General features: G+C 59.1%; 11 protein-coding genes. 3 read left to right on the plus strand and 8 right to left on the minus strand.

From position 1 onward, the window contains the following. Positions 1–11 precede the first annotated feature (11 nt). Both Q9R35_RS07000 and ggt read left to right on the plus strand, forming a co-directional pair. Entirely contained in the window at positions 12–893 is an 882-nt protein-coding gene (locus tag Q9R35_RS07000) for a LysR substrate-binding domain-containing protein (protein ID WP_042483334.1), read from the plus strand. Further along, complete coding sequence (gene ggt, locus Q9R35_RS07005; protein WP_311219584.1) at positions 890–2,635, plus strand: gamma-glutamyltransferase; 1,746 nt, start codon at positions 890–892, stop codon at positions 2,633–2,635. Before Q9R35_RS07000 ends, ggt begins: the two co-directional genes overlap by 4 nt. A gap of 328 nt (positions 2,636–2,963) precedes the next feature. On the opposite strand, the gene purU is transcribed toward ggt, so the two are convergent. The 5 genes from purU to Q9R35_RS07030 form a co-directional block, all read right to left on the minus strand. Beyond that, the gene (gene purU, locus Q9R35_RS07010) at positions 2,964–3,818 is read right to left on the minus strand and encodes a formyltetrahydrofolate deformylase (RefSeq protein WP_252606548.1); all 855 of its coding nucleotides are present in this window, start codon (positions 3,816–3,818) and stop codon (positions 2,964–2,966) included. A gap of 25 nt (positions 3,819–3,843) precedes the next feature. Next, complete coding sequence (locus tag Q9R35_RS07015; RefSeq protein ID WP_252606048.1) at positions 3,844–4,959, minus strand: NAD(P)/FAD-dependent oxidoreductase; 1,116 nt, start codon at positions 4,957–4,959, stop codon at positions 3,844–3,846. Between the two features lie 88 nt (positions 4,960–5,047). Beyond that, the gene (locus Q9R35_RS07020) at positions 5,048–5,560 is read right to left on the minus strand and encodes a flavin reductase family protein (protein ID WP_042483346.1); all 513 of its coding nucleotides are present in this window, start codon (positions 5,558–5,560) and stop codon (positions 5,048–5,050) included. 39 nt (positions 5,561–5,599) lie between these two features. Continuing rightward, complete coding sequence (gene pdxH / locus Q9R35_RS07025) at positions 5,600–6,232, minus strand: pyridoxamine 5'-phosphate oxidase (protein ID WP_042483349.1); 633 nt, start codon at positions 6,230–6,232, stop codon at positions 5,600–5,602. Between the two features lie 9 nt (positions 6,233–6,241). Continuing rightward, positions 6,242–6,913, minus strand: coding sequence for a gamma-glutamylcyclotransferase (locus tag Q9R35_RS07030; protein WP_042483350.1), 672 nt, complete (start codon positions 6,911–6,913; stop codon positions 6,242–6,244). A gap of 252 nt (positions 6,914–7,165) precedes the next feature. Between Q9R35_RS07030 and Q9R35_RS07035 the strand changes: the two genes are divergently transcribed. After that, the gene (locus tag Q9R35_RS07035) at positions 7,166–7,966 is read left to right on the plus strand and encodes a tRNA threonylcarbamoyladenosine dehydratase (protein WP_311219585.1); all 801 of its coding nucleotides are present in this window, start codon (positions 7,166–7,168) and stop codon (positions 7,964–7,966) included. Here Q9R35_RS07035 and Q9R35_RS07040 read toward each other — a convergent pair. The 3 genes from Q9R35_RS07040 to uvrA are packed head-to-tail and all read right to left on the minus strand — an operon-like array spanning position 7,943 to position 15,388. Further along, entirely contained in the window at positions 7,943–8,593 is a 651-nt protein-coding gene (locus Q9R35_RS07040) for an aminotransferase class IV (RefSeq protein ID WP_270119095.1), read from the minus strand. The two genes, Q9R35_RS07035 and Q9R35_RS07040, sit on opposite strands and share 24 nt — an antisense overlap. Positions 8,594–8,603: 10 nt before the next feature. Then, positions 8,604–9,716, minus strand: a complete 1,113-nt coding sequence (gene pabB, locus Q9R35_RS07045) for an aminodeoxychorismate synthase component I (RefSeq protein ID WP_063688574.1) — start codon at positions 9,714–9,716, stop codon at positions 8,604–8,606. Beyond that, entirely contained in the window at positions 9,689–15,388 is a 5,700-nt protein-coding gene (gene uvrA, locus Q9R35_RS07050; RefSeq protein ID WP_311219586.1) for an excinuclease ABC subunit UvrA, read from the minus strand. Before uvrA ends, pabB begins: the two co-directional genes overlap by 28 nt. Positions 15,389–15,426 lie beyond the last annotated feature (38 nt).

A 15,426-nucleotide genomic window follows, 5' to 3' on the forward strand; every position in this document is an offset into this window, starting at 1 on the left:
GAGGGAGACCTATGAGACAAGGCGTGCCCAGTTTGGGCGCTTTACAGGCCTTTGAGGCCACGGCCCGCTTGGGGACTTTTTCCCGCGCGGCCGAGGAGCTTTCTTTGACGCATAGCGCGGTGTATCGGCAGGTCAGCGGCCTGGAGCAACGCCTGGGCGTGACCTTGCTGACACGGGTGCGGCGGCGTCTGGTGCTGACCCCGGCTGGGCGCGATTATGCCGCCCGTATCCGCCACCATCTGGAGCAAATCGGCAAAGACACTTTCAGCCTGATTGCGCGCGCTGGTGTGGGCCGCAGCATTCATCTGGCGGTGCTGCCTACCTTGTCCACGGTGTGGCTGATGCCGCGCCTGGCGCGTTTCTCCCAGCGGTATCCGGATATCACGGTCAGCCTGTCCGTGCGTACCACTCCGTTTCAGTTTGGCGACCATCCCTTTGATGCCGCCATTTATCATGGGCGGCAGTTATGGCCGCAAACCGAGGGCATCAAGCTGTTTGATGAAGGCGAACTGGTGCCGGTGTGCTCGGCCAAACTGGCGGCCAGTGGCGACTGGAAAAAACTGGTTCATCTGCATATGTCCACACGCCCCGATAGCTGGTCGGACTGGTATCGCTCTGCCGGTCTGGAGCCTGACCTGCGTGTCAGTTCCGGCCCGCGTTACGAGCTGTTCAGCTTGGTGATGGCAGCACTGCATGCCGACATGGGCGTGGCCTTGATGCCGCGCTTTCTGGTGCAAGAGGCGCTGGAGCAGGGCGAACTAATCATGCCGCTGGACCATGCCATGCCCGTTAGCGAGGCCTATTTTTTTAGTTATCCCACGGCCAATGAGCCCAGCGAAGCGGTGCTTTTGCTGGAACAATGGCTGCTTGAGCACGAAAAGGAGAACACATGAGATTGCACTGGAAACCGGCTCTGCTGTCGGCTGCCTTGACCCTGGCCCTGGCGTTACCGACGCATGCCCGGGAAGTAGCCAGCCAGCACTTGAATCCGGAAGCGGCCAGCAGTGTCATGCAGCGCGACAAGCTGGTCACCCAGAAAAGCATGGTGGTGACAGCTCACCCTTTGGCGACTCAGGCCGGTTTGCGCATTCTGGAACAGGGCGGCAGTGCGGTTGATGCGGCCATTGCGGCTCAGTTGGTGCTAGGGCTGGTGGAGCCACAGTCCTCCGGTATTGGCGGTGGCGGCTTCTTGCTGATGTTCCAGCCCAAGACCGGCTTGATGAGCTATGACGGACGGGAAACGGTGCCTGCAGCCAGCAGTCTGGATCGCTTCGAGCTGGACGGTAAAACCATGTCCTTCAAACAGGCGGTCAATAGTGGTCGTTCGGTAGGCGTACCGGGTTTGCTGCGTGCCCTGGAGTTGATGCATAAAGATGGTGGCGTGCTGCCGTGGGCGAATTTGTTTGACCCGGCGATTGAGCTTGCCGAGGTCGGCTTCGAGGTCAGCCCTCGTTTGAATACCTTGATTGCCGATAATCCCGAACTGGCTGACAAGGCTGCTACACGTGCCTATTTTCTGAACGAACAGGGCAAGCCCTGGCCCGTCGGCCATCGTTTGCAGAACAAGGAATACGCGCAGGTGCTGCGCTTGTTGGCCAGCCAGGGCGCACAGGCTTTCTATCAAGGTGAGCTTGCTCAGGATATGGTGGCCGCCGTTGCCGCCGACCCGATTGCGGGCGATTTGGCGGTGTCCGATTTGATGCAGTACCGTGCGCTGCGCCGCGAACCCCTCTGTATGGACTGGCAGCAAGTGGCGCTTTGTGGCATGGCGCCGCCCAGTTCCGGGGCTATCAGTGTGATGCAGATGTTGGGTATCTTGCAGCACACGCCCATTGCTGACGCAAAACCGCAATCTGTCGAAGCGATTCATTATTTCTCTGAAGCAGGGCGCCTGGCTTTTGCGGATCGGGATGCCTGGGTGGCTGATCCGGCGTTTGTGTCTGTGCCACAGCAGGCTTTACTGGCTCCGGAGTATCTGAAATCCCGCGCCGCCTTGATCCAGCCTGACCGGTCCATGGGACACGCCCAGCCAGGCAAGCCTTTGGCTGACTCACAAGCCGTAACCGACAACACGCCCGAGTTGCCCTCCACCACGCATCTGTCCGTGGCGGATGACAAGGGGCAAGTGGTGTCCATGACCACGTCGGTAGAATCTGCTTTTGGCAGCAAGATTATGGTGCATGGTTTCTTGCTGAACAATCAGCTTACAGATTTTGCCTTGAGTCCCAAGGACGAGATGGGACGCCTGTCCGTGAATCGGGTGGAGCCAGGCAAACGTCCGCGCAGTTCCATGGCGCCGATGATGGTGCTGCAGGATGGTCGCCCTGTGATTGCCCTGGGTTCACCCGGTGGCAGTGCCATCATTCCTTACGTGGCTCAGGCCCTGACCGGCATGTTGATGTGGAATCTGGATGCTCAAGAAGCTGTCAGCCTGCCGCATTACGGTAGCCGCAATTGGGCGACTGAGCTGGAGGCAGGAACCGCAGTGACAGAACAAGCGCAGGCGTTGAGGGCGATGGGGCACGAGGTGCGTGAGCAGCCTTTTCCTAGCGGTACGCATGTGATTCGCTGGACTCAGGATGGACTGGAAGCCGGGGTAGATCCACGGCGGGAAGGGCTGGCGCTAGGGCAATAAGCAGCATTTTGTAGCCACGTATCCTAGCTAAACATTGGTTATGTCTAAGAGACATGCTGCTCAGCTGAAAACGCATGTTGGACTTGGATAAGCAGTCAGATTCGGGAAAGACCGTCGGCAATTTGAAGCAGAGACTCGTCAGAGATTGGCAGAGACAGCAGTCGATCGTTGCCAGAGGCTGGTAGAGCTAATTGCCAAGTAGCTAGCAGGCTCAAATCGTCTGGCTTTTGAAAAAATGGGTGACCAGTAAAAAAGCCCTCAATGCTGTGGATATAGATCCACGCATTGAGGGCTTTTTTTCGGCTTAAGGTAGGCCTGATCTCGCTGCTTAGCGGAATACCACCGTGCGCTGATCGTTCAGCAAGATGCGATGCTCAACGTGGGCGCGCACGGCACGGGCCAGAACCAGAGACTCCACATCGCTACCTATTTGGGTCAGCTCAGCTGGGCTGACCGAGTGGGTGACGTGTTCCACGTCCTGTTCAATGATCGGGCCTTCGTCCAGATCAGCCGTCACGTAGTGGGCGGTGGCACCAATAATTTTCACGCCGCGGGCGTGTGCCTGGTGGTAGGGGCGTGCACCCTTGAAGCTGGGCAGGAAGCTGTGGTGAATATTGATGGCGCGGCCAGACAGGGACTGACACAGATTGGTGGACAGAATCTGCATGTAGCGGGCCAGCACAACCAGATCAATCTTCAGATCACGAGCCAGGTCGATGATTTGCTGCTCTTGCTCGGGGCGAGTTTCCGGTGTCACGGGCAGGTGATGGAAAGGAATGCCGTAAGAAGAAGCCAGACCAGCGTGGTCGGTATGGTTGGAGGCAACGGCAGCAATTTCCACCGGCAGTTGGCCGCTATGGGCGCGGAACAGCAGATCGTTCAGGCAGTGGCCTTGGCGGCTGACCAGGATCAGCAGGCGGGCTTTGCGCTGGGCGTCATAAATATTGGCGTCCATGCTGAATTTTCCAGCAATGGGGGCGAAGCTGGTTTGCAGCGCGTTGACGTCCTGCTTTTCGGGCAGGGAAAACTGGATGCGCAGGAAAAAGCGGTTGGTGGCGGCATCGCCAAACTGCTGTGCCTCAAGAATGTTGCCGTTCTGCTCAAGCAGCCAGCCCGATACGCTGTGGACAATGCCGGTACGATCCGGGCAGGATAGGGTCAAGATGTAATCGTTCATCGACAGTATTGTAAAGATTTCAGAAAAGTTTTTAAGCTGCCTGGGCCAGGGTTTCTTGGCTGTGTTGTGCAATCGCTAAACACGCGGTCAGGCCGGGCGATTCGATGCCGAACAGATTCAGCAATCCGGGTATGCCGTGCTCGGCGGGACCCGAAAAGACAAAGTCGGCTGCCGCATGGCCTGCGGGCACAATTTTAGGCCGGATACCGCTATAGGCGGGGTTCAGGCTGTCATCAGGCAAAGCGGGCCAGTACTCGCGCACGGCCGCGTAAAAAGATTGGCCCCGCTGCGGGTCCATATCGTAGTTCTCGTCCTGTACCCATTCCGTGTCCGGGCCAAAGCGGGCCTGACCGGCCAGATCCAGCGTCAGATGCACACCCAGCCCGGCTTTATTGGGCATAGGGTAAATCAGGTGCTTGAAGGGCGAGCGACCCGTCAAAGAGAAATAGCTGCCTTTGCACAGATAGGCATTCGGGATATGGCTGGCATCCAGCCCCTCGATCTGGCGTGCGGCGGCGACCGCGCCCAAGCCAGCGGCATTGATCAGGTGGGTAGTCGTCAGGCTGAAAGCTTCTGCTCCACCGACGTGGACCTCAAAACCTTGTCCGGGCAGGACACGCGCACTGACAAAGGGTGTATTGAAGGCCAGTTGGGCACCGTGGTTCTCCGCATCGCCCTGCAAGGCCAGCATCAAGGCGTGGGTATCCACAATGCCGGTGGAAGGAGAGAGCAGGGCGGCGCTGCAATTCAAGGCCGGCTCCAGAGCCTGGGCCTGGGCGGCATCCAGCCACTGCAAGTCGTCCACACCACAAGCCCGCGCCTGGGCCTGCAATTTCAGCAGGTCTGCTTCCTGTTCGGGCGTAGTTGCCACAATCAGCTTGCCGCAACGGGCGTGGTCGACATGGTGTTCCTGGCAGTAGTCATACAGCCGGGCTTTGCCTTCTACGCACAGGCGGGCCTTCAGGCTGCCCGGCGTGTAGTAAATGCCCGCGTGTATGACTTCCGAGTTGCGCGAACTGACGCCATTGCCAATGCTGGCGGTTTGCTCGATCAGCAGAACCTCCATGCCTTGCTGGGCCATTTGTCGGGCGCAGGCCAAGCCTACGACCCCCGCTCCCAGCACTATGCAATCGACATCGTTTGCCATGAATCAGGACCTTATTGGCGCGTTAAAGCAAAAGGCGTAGTGTACTCCCGCCATGCAGCCGTCGTCAGGGGGGCGTTGCAACACCCTGTCACGCCAGGGATGGGGTCAGGTCAAAGTCGCCCGCATGGTAGATCAGGGGCTGATGGGCGCTGCGTTCGCAGTGGGTGACTTCACCGATAAAGATCAGGTGGTCGCCTGCCTCATGCACGGCATAAGGCTTGCACTCGAACCAGGCACTGCAACGCTCGTCGTCCAGCATGGGCAAGCCGTGCGGGGAGCGTTTGGTGGGGTGATCGCGAAAGCGCTCGGCTTGTTCGCCCCAGGCAAAACGCTTGGCCAGCGATAGCTGACTGGCTCCCAACACGTGAATCACATAGCCTGCACCGTCCACAAAATGCGGCAGGGACTGGGAGCGCTTGGCCAGCGACCACAGTACCAGAGGCGGGTCCAGGGAAACAGAGTTAAAGGAGCTGACGGTCAGGCCAATGGCCTGATCCGGGTGATCTTTGTTGGCTCCGGTCACCACCGTCACGCCGGTGGCGAAACGGCCCAGTGCCGAACGAAAGAAGTCGCTATCGAAGGTAGAAGAAAAAACAGTCATTGCATCGAGTCTGCGGGCAGGCGTACCCAAGGGTACGTCTTAAGGAGCCAGTCGGCTCACCTGCCAGTCAGATTGGTCCTTGCGGTCGAACACCAGCCGGTCGTGCAGGCGTGAGGCACGGCCTTGCCAGAATTCGACATGGTCTGGAGTCAGTCGGAAGCCACCCCAGTGTTCAGGGCGGGCGGGATGTTCACCTAAGCTTTCAGTGTACTGCTTGGCACGGGCATCCAGCTCTGCGCGGCTGATGGGCTGGCTTTGTGGCGAGGCCCAGGCACCAATGCGCGAGCCCAGAGGACGGCTGTGAAAGTATTCGTCGGACTCGGTCGCACTGATGCGGCTGATGCGGCCTTCAAAACGCACCTGGCGTTGCATGGAGGCCCAGAAAAAGGACAGGCTGGCCCACGGGTTCTGGTCCAGATCCGTGCCCTTGCGAGACGCGTAATTGGTAAAGAACACCAGACCTTGCTCGTCGTACCCCTTGAGCAGGACCACACGCGCCGAAGGGCGGCCTTCCGCGTTCACGGTGGCCAGCGTCATCGCCGTGGGTTCGACTTCCTTCAGTTCAATCGCCTGATCCAGCCAGCGTTGAAATTGCTGGCGAGGATCGGCACAGAGTTCGTTTTCGCTCAGCGAAAAGCGTTCGTATTCGTTACGAAAATCAGCAAGGGACATGAGGCGCTCTTAGGCTTGTTGAGGATTAAGCAGTGCAGTCTGGCTCTGTAGTAATTGAACCACTGATTGCAGGCGTTTATCCAGAATTTTAGAGCGTTGCAGCGCCGAGGCGGTTTCCATGACGTATTCAATGCAAGGGCCATTGGTTCCCTGGGCCGAATACACCACTTGCCGCAGCTGTTCGTCCGGCATGCGGGGCACGTAAGCGTCGGTCTTGCGGTTCATGGTAAAGACCAGGGCGCGAATATCGCCCTGGCTGGTGCGGCAGCGCAACCAGCGGGGAATATAGGCACCGCTGGGCATTTCGCGCAGCCATAGAGCATCGAAGACCTTGGGCACGCTTTCGGCGGGAATACGGAAAGCCATGCCCCGGCAAGAACCACCTACATCCAGCCCAAAGACCAGACCGGGCTGCTCGGGCGTGCCGCGGTTGATACGTGACCACAAGCACAGCGCCCGGTGGTAACCGCGCAGCAAGGCCTGGCGCTGCTCGGCAAATTCAAAATCGGGACGCCAGATCAGGGAGCCGTAGCCATAGACCCACAGGTCCTGTTTTTCACACCACTGCGCCTCTTCCAGGGATTGACGCAAAGAGGCGTTGCGCTCTTCGTCAGTCAGGACACGAAAGCTGCACGGTGTGGGTACGGCGGAAGGTGAGGCGGAAATAGAATCGATGTTCACGGCAAAAAGGGGTGGTAAGCCAAAATCACAGATGCTTGAAACCTATGACAATTGTAGAGCAAGCACAGTCCACTGTAGCGGGCTTTGCTGCTGATAACTAAGGAAAAATACTAATTTGCTTATATGAGTGTTGCTATTTGGCAGAGCACAGTCAAGCCACCAGGGCATAAGGCCTGCTTCGCGGGCTGGGCAGGCGAAATTAGACGTAGAATTAACGGGTTTGGCCGCATGGGCCGGTGATGGACAGATTGCATGACAGAGCAGCACAACATGGATGCCGAACGCCGCTTCGGTGGTTTGGATCGTTTGTATGGAGCCGGAGCGCGTGAGCGTCTGGCGGCCGCCCATGTGATGGTGGCGGGTATCGGGGGCGTAGGCACCTGGGCGGTGGAGGCTTTGGCCCGTTCTGCTGTGGGCCGGATTACCTTGATTGATCTGGATAATATTGCCGAATCCAATATCAACCGCCAACTGCCTGCTCTGGACAGCACCCTGGGCATGGCCAAGATTGAAGCCATGGCCCAGCGCATTGCGCAGATCAATCCACACTGCCAGCTGCAATTGATTGAGGACTTTGTTACCGAGGACAATGCAGCCAGCCTGATGGAGCAGCGTCCCGATGTGTTTCTGGATTGTACCGACCAGGCCAGCGCCAAGATCGCCCTGATCTTGCAGGCCAAGCGTTGCAAGGTGCCCCTGTTGAGTTGTGGTGGGGCAGGTGGCAAGACCGACCCGCTGAGCTTGCGCCGGGGAGATTTGTCGGTGGCACGCCATGATGCGTTACTGGGCAAGCTGCGTCAGATTCTGCGCAAGCAGCATGGCTTCGCGCGTGGCAGCGATGCCCAGGGCCGTGCCCTGAAGCGTGTGCCCCGCATGGGGGTGGATTGCTTGTGGTTCGAGCAGGAAACCCGCCTGCCACAAAACTGGACCCAGGCTGACGATGGTGCCCTGCAAGGTTTGGCCTGTGCAGGCTATGGTTCCGGAGTGACGATTACGGCCAGCATGGGGATGCAGGCCGCCGACTACGCCTTAAACCGGATTCTGAATCAGTAAGGCGTTCTGCCAGCCGCGCAGGGCGTTCGAAACACGAATCGCCCGTGCATGCAGCAAGTCATCCAGAAAAAGCTCCGTTTCACGGGCCAGACCGCTATTCAGAAGCGCCTGTCGTTGCACGCCAGGCAGGAGCCAGCCTTGTGCGGGTGGCGTCCACCAATGACCCTGCTCATCCTGGATATAGATATTGCTGCGGCTGCCTTCGCAAACCCGGCTTTGCGTATCCAGAAAAATCACATCAAAGAGTTGGGGATGCTTTTCCAGCAGGGCAGCGGCGTCCTGATACCAGGGGCGATGCGTGGTCTTGTGGGAAAGTAGCGGATCCTGGGCTGGCAGAGGGGTCTTGGACAGGCACAGTTGCAATGGCCCTTCCAGAGCGGGCAAGGCCTGTGCCTCGGCTTTCGCACTGGCTTTTGCGTTCCATAGAATGCGTAGCCGCAAGGGAGTATTGACGGGAGCCTGGCCCAGCGCCGTATGCATGGCTTGCAGCCAGGTCTGGGCGTCCCAGTCGTAGCCCAGTTCCGCGCAACTGCGCGCCACGCGTTCCAGGTGCAGTTCCAGCAGGGGGATCTGGCCGTCCGCGTCTACCCGCAAGGTTTCTATCAATTCAGGTTTGCTTTGACTCATGATGCTGCCTTTAAGTCAGTGTTACAGGGGCCTGCAAGACACGTGCTTTCCATAAGCACTCCAACCATTCCTGGTCCGGGTCCGAGTCCAGCACAATGCCACCGCCCACGCCAAACCTTCCTTGGCCGTGATTGTCCAGTTCCAGACTGCGGATGCTGACATTCAGGGACAGATCGCCCTGGGGGCTGAGATAACCCACCGAGCCGCAGTAAATACCGCGTCGCTGCGTTTCTAACTGGCGTATGCATTGCATGGCAGCCAGCTTGGGGGCGCCGGTAATCGAACCACAGGGGAACAGGGCGCGCAGCAGGGTCTCCAGGCTGCAATCCGGCTCTACGTCGGCCTGAATGCTGGAAGTCATGGTCCAGACCGAGGCATATTGCTCTACATCGAACAGGCTGGTGGTTTGTACAGTGCCGGTGCGGGCTACCTGACCCAGATCGTTGCGCAGCAAATCCACAATCATCAGGTTTTCAGCCCGGTCTTTCAGGCTGCTTTGCAGCTCCTGGGCATTGTTCTGATCTTGAACAGGGTCGGTATCGCGCGGGCGTGTGCCTTTCATGGGGCGGGTCCGCACGGTGCTGCCACGTTTTTCCAGAAACAGTTCAGGCGAAAGCGACAGGATATGACGATCACCCAAATCCAGATACGCAGCGTAGGCTACCGGGTGACGGCTGGCCAGTGCGGTATAGAGATCACGCGGTGCCATGCCGGTTTGAATGCTCAGCGGCATGGTGTAGTTGATCTGGTAAAAATCCCCGGCTTGCAAGCCTTGCTGAACTTGGGTCAGTGCATCCCGGTAGTCTTGCTGACTGATTTGCAGGCTGACTTTCAACTCGGGCTTTGCCTGACTATCCCATAAAGCCACTTCCTGCGCCTGCTCAAACACCAGCGCGTTCAGGGGAGCATGGGTCGCCGCCTCTCGAGCAGGCAGACGGGGTTCGAACAGCTCGGCCAGTTCGTAATCCAGTGCCAGGGCCACCCAGTGGCCGGCCTGACGAGCCTGTTCGATTTTTTCAAAAGCAGTACTTAAGTCTTCAGGACTACGAGCCTGGATATGGCCCATGTAGCCCTGCATTTCCAGCGCATAGCCTTTTAGTCTGTCTTCAAATCGGCCATACATGCGCCGTGTTCCTTTAAAAATTCCGCCAAGGCCATGCCGGTATGCGAGGCATGGTTGGCCTGTACCTGATCCGGGGTGCCCTGCACCACCAGCCTGCCGCCACCCGAGCCGCCTTCGGGGCCCAGATCGACAATCCAGTCTGCTTCGGCAATCAAATCCAGATTATGTTCAATCACCAGCACGGTATGACCGGCATCAACCAGTCGGTGCAGTACCACAATCAGCTTTTCCACATCCGCCATGGACAGGCCCACGCTAGGCTCATCCAGCACGTATAGGGTGTGTGGAGCCTTGTAGGCGCGGCCGGTACGGGTCAGACCTTCGTCCAGGCGAGCCTTGACCAGTTCGCTGACCAGCTTGACGCGCTGCGCCTCGCCACCGGACAGGGTGGGGGAGGGCTGACCCAAAGTCAGATAACCCAGGCCCACGCTTTGCATCAGCTGCAGGGGGCGCAATATTTTAGGATGTGCGGCAAAGTATTCAACCGCCTCATCCACATCCATTTGCAAAAGCTGACCGGCGGAGACGTCGCGCCAGGTCACCGCCAGTGTTTCGGGATTGAAGCGCTGGCCGTGGCAGGCGTCACAAGGCACTTTCACGTCCGGCAGGAAGCTCATTTCCAGGGTGCGCATGCCCTGGCCTTCGCACAAGGGGCAGCGACCATCGCCGGTGTTAAAGGAGAAGCGTGAGGCGCTCCAGCCGCGCAGACGGGCATCGTTGGTGTTGGCAAACAGTTTGCGCACCTCGTCCCAGAAGCCGATATAGGTGGCCGGGCAGGAGCGGGGGGTTTTGCCAATCGGGGTCTGGTCCACTTCCAGCACGCGGTCCAGGCTTTCCCAGCCGCTGATGTTGGAACAACCCTGCCACACCGGTTTTTCTTTGCTGCCGACAACGCGCTGCAAATTATCCAGCAGCACATCGCGGGCAAAGGTGGATTTACCGGAACCCGATACGCCCGTTACAAGACTGAGCTTGCCCAGCGGAATACCGGCCTGGACCTTGTTCAGGTTGTGCAGGCTGGCATCGTGTACCGTCAGCATGGGCGCATCGGCCTGAACGGGACGGCGTGCCTGCATGGGGTGTTTGAGCGGCTCGCGCAGATAGCGGCCAGTCAGCGAATTGGGGTTGGCCTCAATTTCTGCCAGTGTGCCCTGGGCGATGACTTCACCGCCGCGTTTACCGGCACCGGGGCCCATATCAATAATGTGCTGGGCACGGCGTATGGTGTCTTCATCGTGTTCGACAACCACCAGCGTATTGCCATTGCCTTCCAGGCGTGCCATGGCGTTCAGCAGAATCTGGTTATCACGCGGGTGCAGGCCAATGGTGGGTTCGTCCAGCACATAGCACACGCCCTGCAGGTTCGACCCCAACTGGGCGGCCAGACGGATACGTTGGGCCTCGCCACCCGACAAGGTGGGGGCAGCGCGATCCAGCGCCAGATAACCCAGGCCCACTTCGTGCATGAAGTCCAGACGGCTGCGTATCTCGTTCAGAATATCGCGCGCAATATCGGCTTCGCGGCCACTCATGTTCAGGCTGCCAAAAAAGGTCTGTGCTTCGTCCACGGGCAAACCGGCCAGCTTGGCAATGGATTGGTCGCGCCATTCAAATGCCAGAGAGACCGGGTTCAAGCGCTGGCCGTGGCAGCTTGGGCATTCCACGGCTTCGCCGTCGTAGCCGTTGTTCCAGCTGTTTTCCTCGCCCGTTTGTTCCTGGTCGAAGCCGGTCAGCTTCAAGCCTGTACCAAAGCAGTCCTTGCACCAGCCATGCTTGGAGTTGTAGGAGAACATGCGTGGGTCCGGCTCGGGGAAGCTGGTGCCGCAGCAGGGGCAGGCCCGTTTGACGGAGAAATGTTGCTGGCTGGCATTGGATAGCGGTTGACCTTGTCGGCGTTGCTCCAGCGACATGGAACCTGATGGTGTCAATGGAGCCAGCACACTAAAGGAACCGTGACCCAGTTCCAGCGCTTCGCGTATGGCTTGGCGCAGTTGCAGTTCGTGGCGAGGGTCAATGATCAGATCGGCCACCGGCAGTTCCAGCGTATGTTCGCTGTAACGATCCAAACGGGGCCAAGGGTTGACGGGGATGAACTCGCCATCCACACGCAAATGGGTGTAGCCCTTGCCCTGCGCCCATTTGGCCAAGTCGGTGTAGTAACCCTTGCGAGCGGTGACCAGCGGAGCCAGCAAACCAATATGCTCACCCTTGTGATCACGCAGCAGTTGTGCGGCGATTTGCTCGGCGGTCTGCGGGGCCACAGGCACATGGCAGTCCGGGCAGTATTGGGTAGCCAGTTTCACATACAGTAAGCGCAGGAAGTGGTGGATTTCCGTCATGGTGGCCACGGTGGACTTGCGACCCCCGCGGCTGGTGCGCTGCTCAATGGCAACGGTAGGCGGAATACCGTAGATCGCGTCTACATCAGGCTGACCGGCAGGCTGCACAATCGCACGTGCATAGGCGTTCAGGGACTCCAGGTAGCGGCGCTGACCTTCGTTAAACAGAATGTCGAAGGCCAGGGTCGATTTGCCCGAACCGGATACGCCCGTCACGACTGTGAAGGTGTTGTGCGGGATGTGCACCGAGATATTCTTCAGATTGTGCTCGCGCGCATTCAGGATGGCGATCTGGCCATCGTTGCTGCCGCCGGAGCTGACCTGGTAGTCCACCTCGGGCTCCTGGAACAGGGCCGAGCCCTTGCCCAGAATGGCTTGCTCATACTCTTTCAAGGCATGGCCAGTGTGCGATTGCTCCAGCGCCATGATGTCGCCAGGCGTACCCGCGCCCAGCAATTGACCGCCATGCTCGCCACCTTCAGGGCCTAGATCAATAATCCAGTCTGCCGCGCGGATCAGGTCCAGATTGTGCTCAATAATCAGCAGGCTGTGACCGGCGGCCAGCAGCTTGCGGAAGGCGCGCATCAGGCGGGCAATATCGTCAAAGTGCAGGCCGGTAGTGGGCTCGTCAAACAGGAACAGATTGCCTTTCTTGGCAACTTTCACCTGGCTTAGACGGGTGCGCGAGGCCTGGGCCAGATAAGCCGCCAGTTTCAAGCGCTGTGCCTCACCGCCCGAGAGTGTGGGCACAGGCTGGCCCAGTTTCAGGTAATCCAGACCCACATCGGCCAGTGGCGCCAGGCCGGTTTGCACATCGCGCAGGCCTTCAAAGAACTCCATGGCCTGATGTACGGTCATGTCCAGTACCTCGTCAATCGAGGCGCTGCGACCAAAGTGTTCGATACGCACTTCCAGCACTTCGGGGCGGAAGCGCTTGCCATCGCAATCCGGACAGCGCAGGTACACATCGGACAGGAACTGCATTTCGATATGTTCAAAGCCTGTGCCGCCGCAAGTTGGACAGCGGCCATCGCCACTATTGAAGCTGAAGGTGCCGGGCGTGTAGCTACGTTCTTTGGACAGCGGGGCCTGGGCGAAGAGCTTGCGGATAGGGTCAAAGGCACCGACATAGCTGGCCGGGTTGGAGCGGGCCGTCTTGCCAATAGGCGTCTGGTCCACCATCACCACTTCGGCAATCTGCTCGGCACCCAGCAGGGCACCGTAAGGGCCAGGGGCTTCCGTTGGTTTGCCTTGTTGTTTCAGGATGGCCGGGTAGAGCACGTCCTGAATCAGCGTGGATTTGCCCGAGCCGGAGACGCCCGTCACGCAGACCAGACGGCCCAGTGGAATGGACACCGAGATATGGCGCAGATTGTGCGCGCTGACGTCTTCCAGCAGCAGGCGGGGCGTGTTTTCGGCCACCGGCATAGGGCGGGGCGATTCGATGCTGAGCTCGCCACTCAGGTAGCGGCCTGTCAGCGTTTCCGCGCCGCGCAAGGCTTGGGGCGAACCATCAAACAGAATCTGACCGCCACGCTCGCCAGGGCCGGGTCCCATGTCCAGAATACGGTCGGCTGCCACCATCACTTGCGGGTCGTGCTCAACCACCACCAGCGTGTTGCCATTGCCGCGCAGACGGTGCATCACTTCAATAATGCGGTGCATGTCGCGCGGGTGCAGGCCAATCGAGGGCTCATCCAGTACGAATAAGGTGTTCACCAGCGAGGTGCCCAGTGCTGTGGTCAGGTTGATACGCTGTACTTCGCCGCCAGACAGGGTGCGGCTCTGGCGGTCCAGGGACAAATAGGACAGGCCCACATCGCACAGATAATCCAGGCGGGATAGGGTTTCTTTCAGGAGCAGGTCAATGGCCGCATCGCGCGCGTCGCCAAAGTGCAGACCACGGAAGAAGGTACGTACATGCTCAATAGGCAGACGCATCAGGTCCGGGACGCTCAGGCCGGGCATGGCATCCAGTTGCTCGCGCAGCCAGTTGGAATGCACGGGCATGAAGCGTGGATAGCGGGAGTCGGCGGGCGCTGCCTGATCACCCACGCGCCACAGGCTGGCTTCGGGTTTCAGACGAGAGCCTGCGCAGGCCGGGCAGGTGGTGTAGCTGCGGTATTTGGACAGCAGTACACGCACGTGCATCTTGTAAGCGCGCGATTCCAGCCAGTCGAAAAAGCGCTGTGCGCCGTACCACTGGGTTTTCCAGGCCTGATTGCCGCCTTTCCAGTCCGGGGTGCCGTTAATCACCCAGTCGCGCTCCTCCTGGCTCAAGTCCTTCCAGGGCACGCTCAGACGCACACCCGCCGCCGGAGCGTAGCGCTCCATCTCGACCTGACATTCTTTGTAGCTGGCTGTCTGCCAAGGGCGGATCGCACCTTCCAGCAGGCTTTTGCTGGGGTCAGGAACGACCAGACCGTAATCAATACCCATCACGCGGCCAAAGCCACGGCAGGACTCACATGCACCCAAGGGCGAGTTAAAGGAGAAAGTGCTGGCGACCGGCGTGCTGTATTCAATATCGCATTGGGCACAGTGCAGGCCCTGGCTGAAACTCCAGGCGGTTTCGGGGCCATCGGCGCTGGCCGAGGCATATACCGTCAGCTTGCCCTGGCCGTGACGCAAGGCCGCTTCGATAGCTTCCATGAAACGTTCTGGCTCGACCGTGCTGGCACGGAAGCGGTCCTGAATCACATAGAGGAGCTTTTGTTCTGTAGGAGCGGCTTTGCTGCTTTTGCCCTTTTTCGTGCTGCTGGGCGTGATGGATTGGGTTTCTTCGTGGTGCAGGCGGGTGTAGCCCTGCTGATGCAGCAAGGTTTCAATTTCTTGCTGCGTGAAGTTGGCCGGAACCTTGACGGCAAAGGTCAGAACCAGGCGTGGGTCATCGTGGTCCTCTGCCAGCTTGCGAATCTGCTTGGCGATGCTGTCGGCATTGTCGCGGCGCACAGGCTGGGCGCACTGGCGGCAATACAGCTCGCCCAGACGGGCGTACAGCAGCTTGATGTAATCGTTCAGCTCCGTCATGGTGCCCACGGTACTGCGCGAGTTGCGCACCGGGTTCACCTGGTCAATGGCAATGGCGGGCAAGATGCCTTCAATGCGGTCGACCTGGGGCTTGTCCATGCGGTCCAGGAACTGGCGCGCATAGGGAGAAAAGGTTTCCACATAGCGCCGTTGCCCCTCTGCATACAGGGTATCAAAGGCCAGCGAGCTTTTGCCTGAACCTGAAACGCCGGTAATAACCAGTAACTCGCCCGTTTTGATACGTACATTCAGGTTTTTCAGAGTGTTCTGGCGGGCGCCAAAAATGCGAATTTCTGAGCTCATGGCAAGGTCGGCTTTCTGGAGAGGGCAGGGTAGGGAAG

The organism is Alcaligenes sp. AB3 (assembly GCF_031844565.1).
GTDB lineage: Bacteria > Pseudomonadota > Gammaproteobacteria > Burkholderiales > Burkholderiaceae_B > Alcaligenes > Alcaligenes faecalis.

Coding starts and splice junctions, on each gene's coding strand:
- Q9R35_RS07000 (WP_042483334.1), top strand. CDS start 12: ATGAGACAAGGCGTGCCCAGTTTGGGCGCTTTACAGGCCTTTGAGGCC.
- ggt (WP_311219584.1), top strand. CDS start 890: ATGAGATTGCACTGGAAACCGGCTCTGCTGTCGGCTGCCTTGACCCTG.
- Q9R35_RS07015 (WP_252606048.1), bottom strand. CDS start 4,959: ATGGCAAACGATGTCGATTGCATAGTGCTGGGAGCGGGGGTCGTAGGC.
- Q9R35_RS07020 (WP_042483346.1), bottom strand. CDS start 5,560: ATGACTGTTTTTTCTTCTACCTTCGATAGCGACTTCTTTCGTTCGGCA.
- pdxH (WP_042483349.1), bottom strand. CDS start 6,232: ATGTCCCTTGCTGATTTTCGTAACGAATACGAACGCTTTTCGCTGAGC.
- Q9R35_RS07035 (WP_311219585.1), top strand. CDS start 7,166: ATGACAGAGCAGCACAACATGGATGCCGAACGCCGCTTCGGTGGTTTG.
- Q9R35_RS07040 (WP_270119095.1), bottom strand. CDS start 8,593: ATGAGTCAAAGCAAACCTGAATTGATAGAAACCTTGCGGGTAGACGCG.
- pabB (WP_063688574.1), bottom strand. CDS start 9,716: ATGTATGGCCGATTTGAAGACAGACTAAAAGGCTATGCGCTGGAAATG.
- uvrA (WP_311219586.1), bottom strand. CDS start 15,388: ATGAGCTCAGAAATTCGCATTTTTGGCGCCCGCCAGAACACTCTGAAA.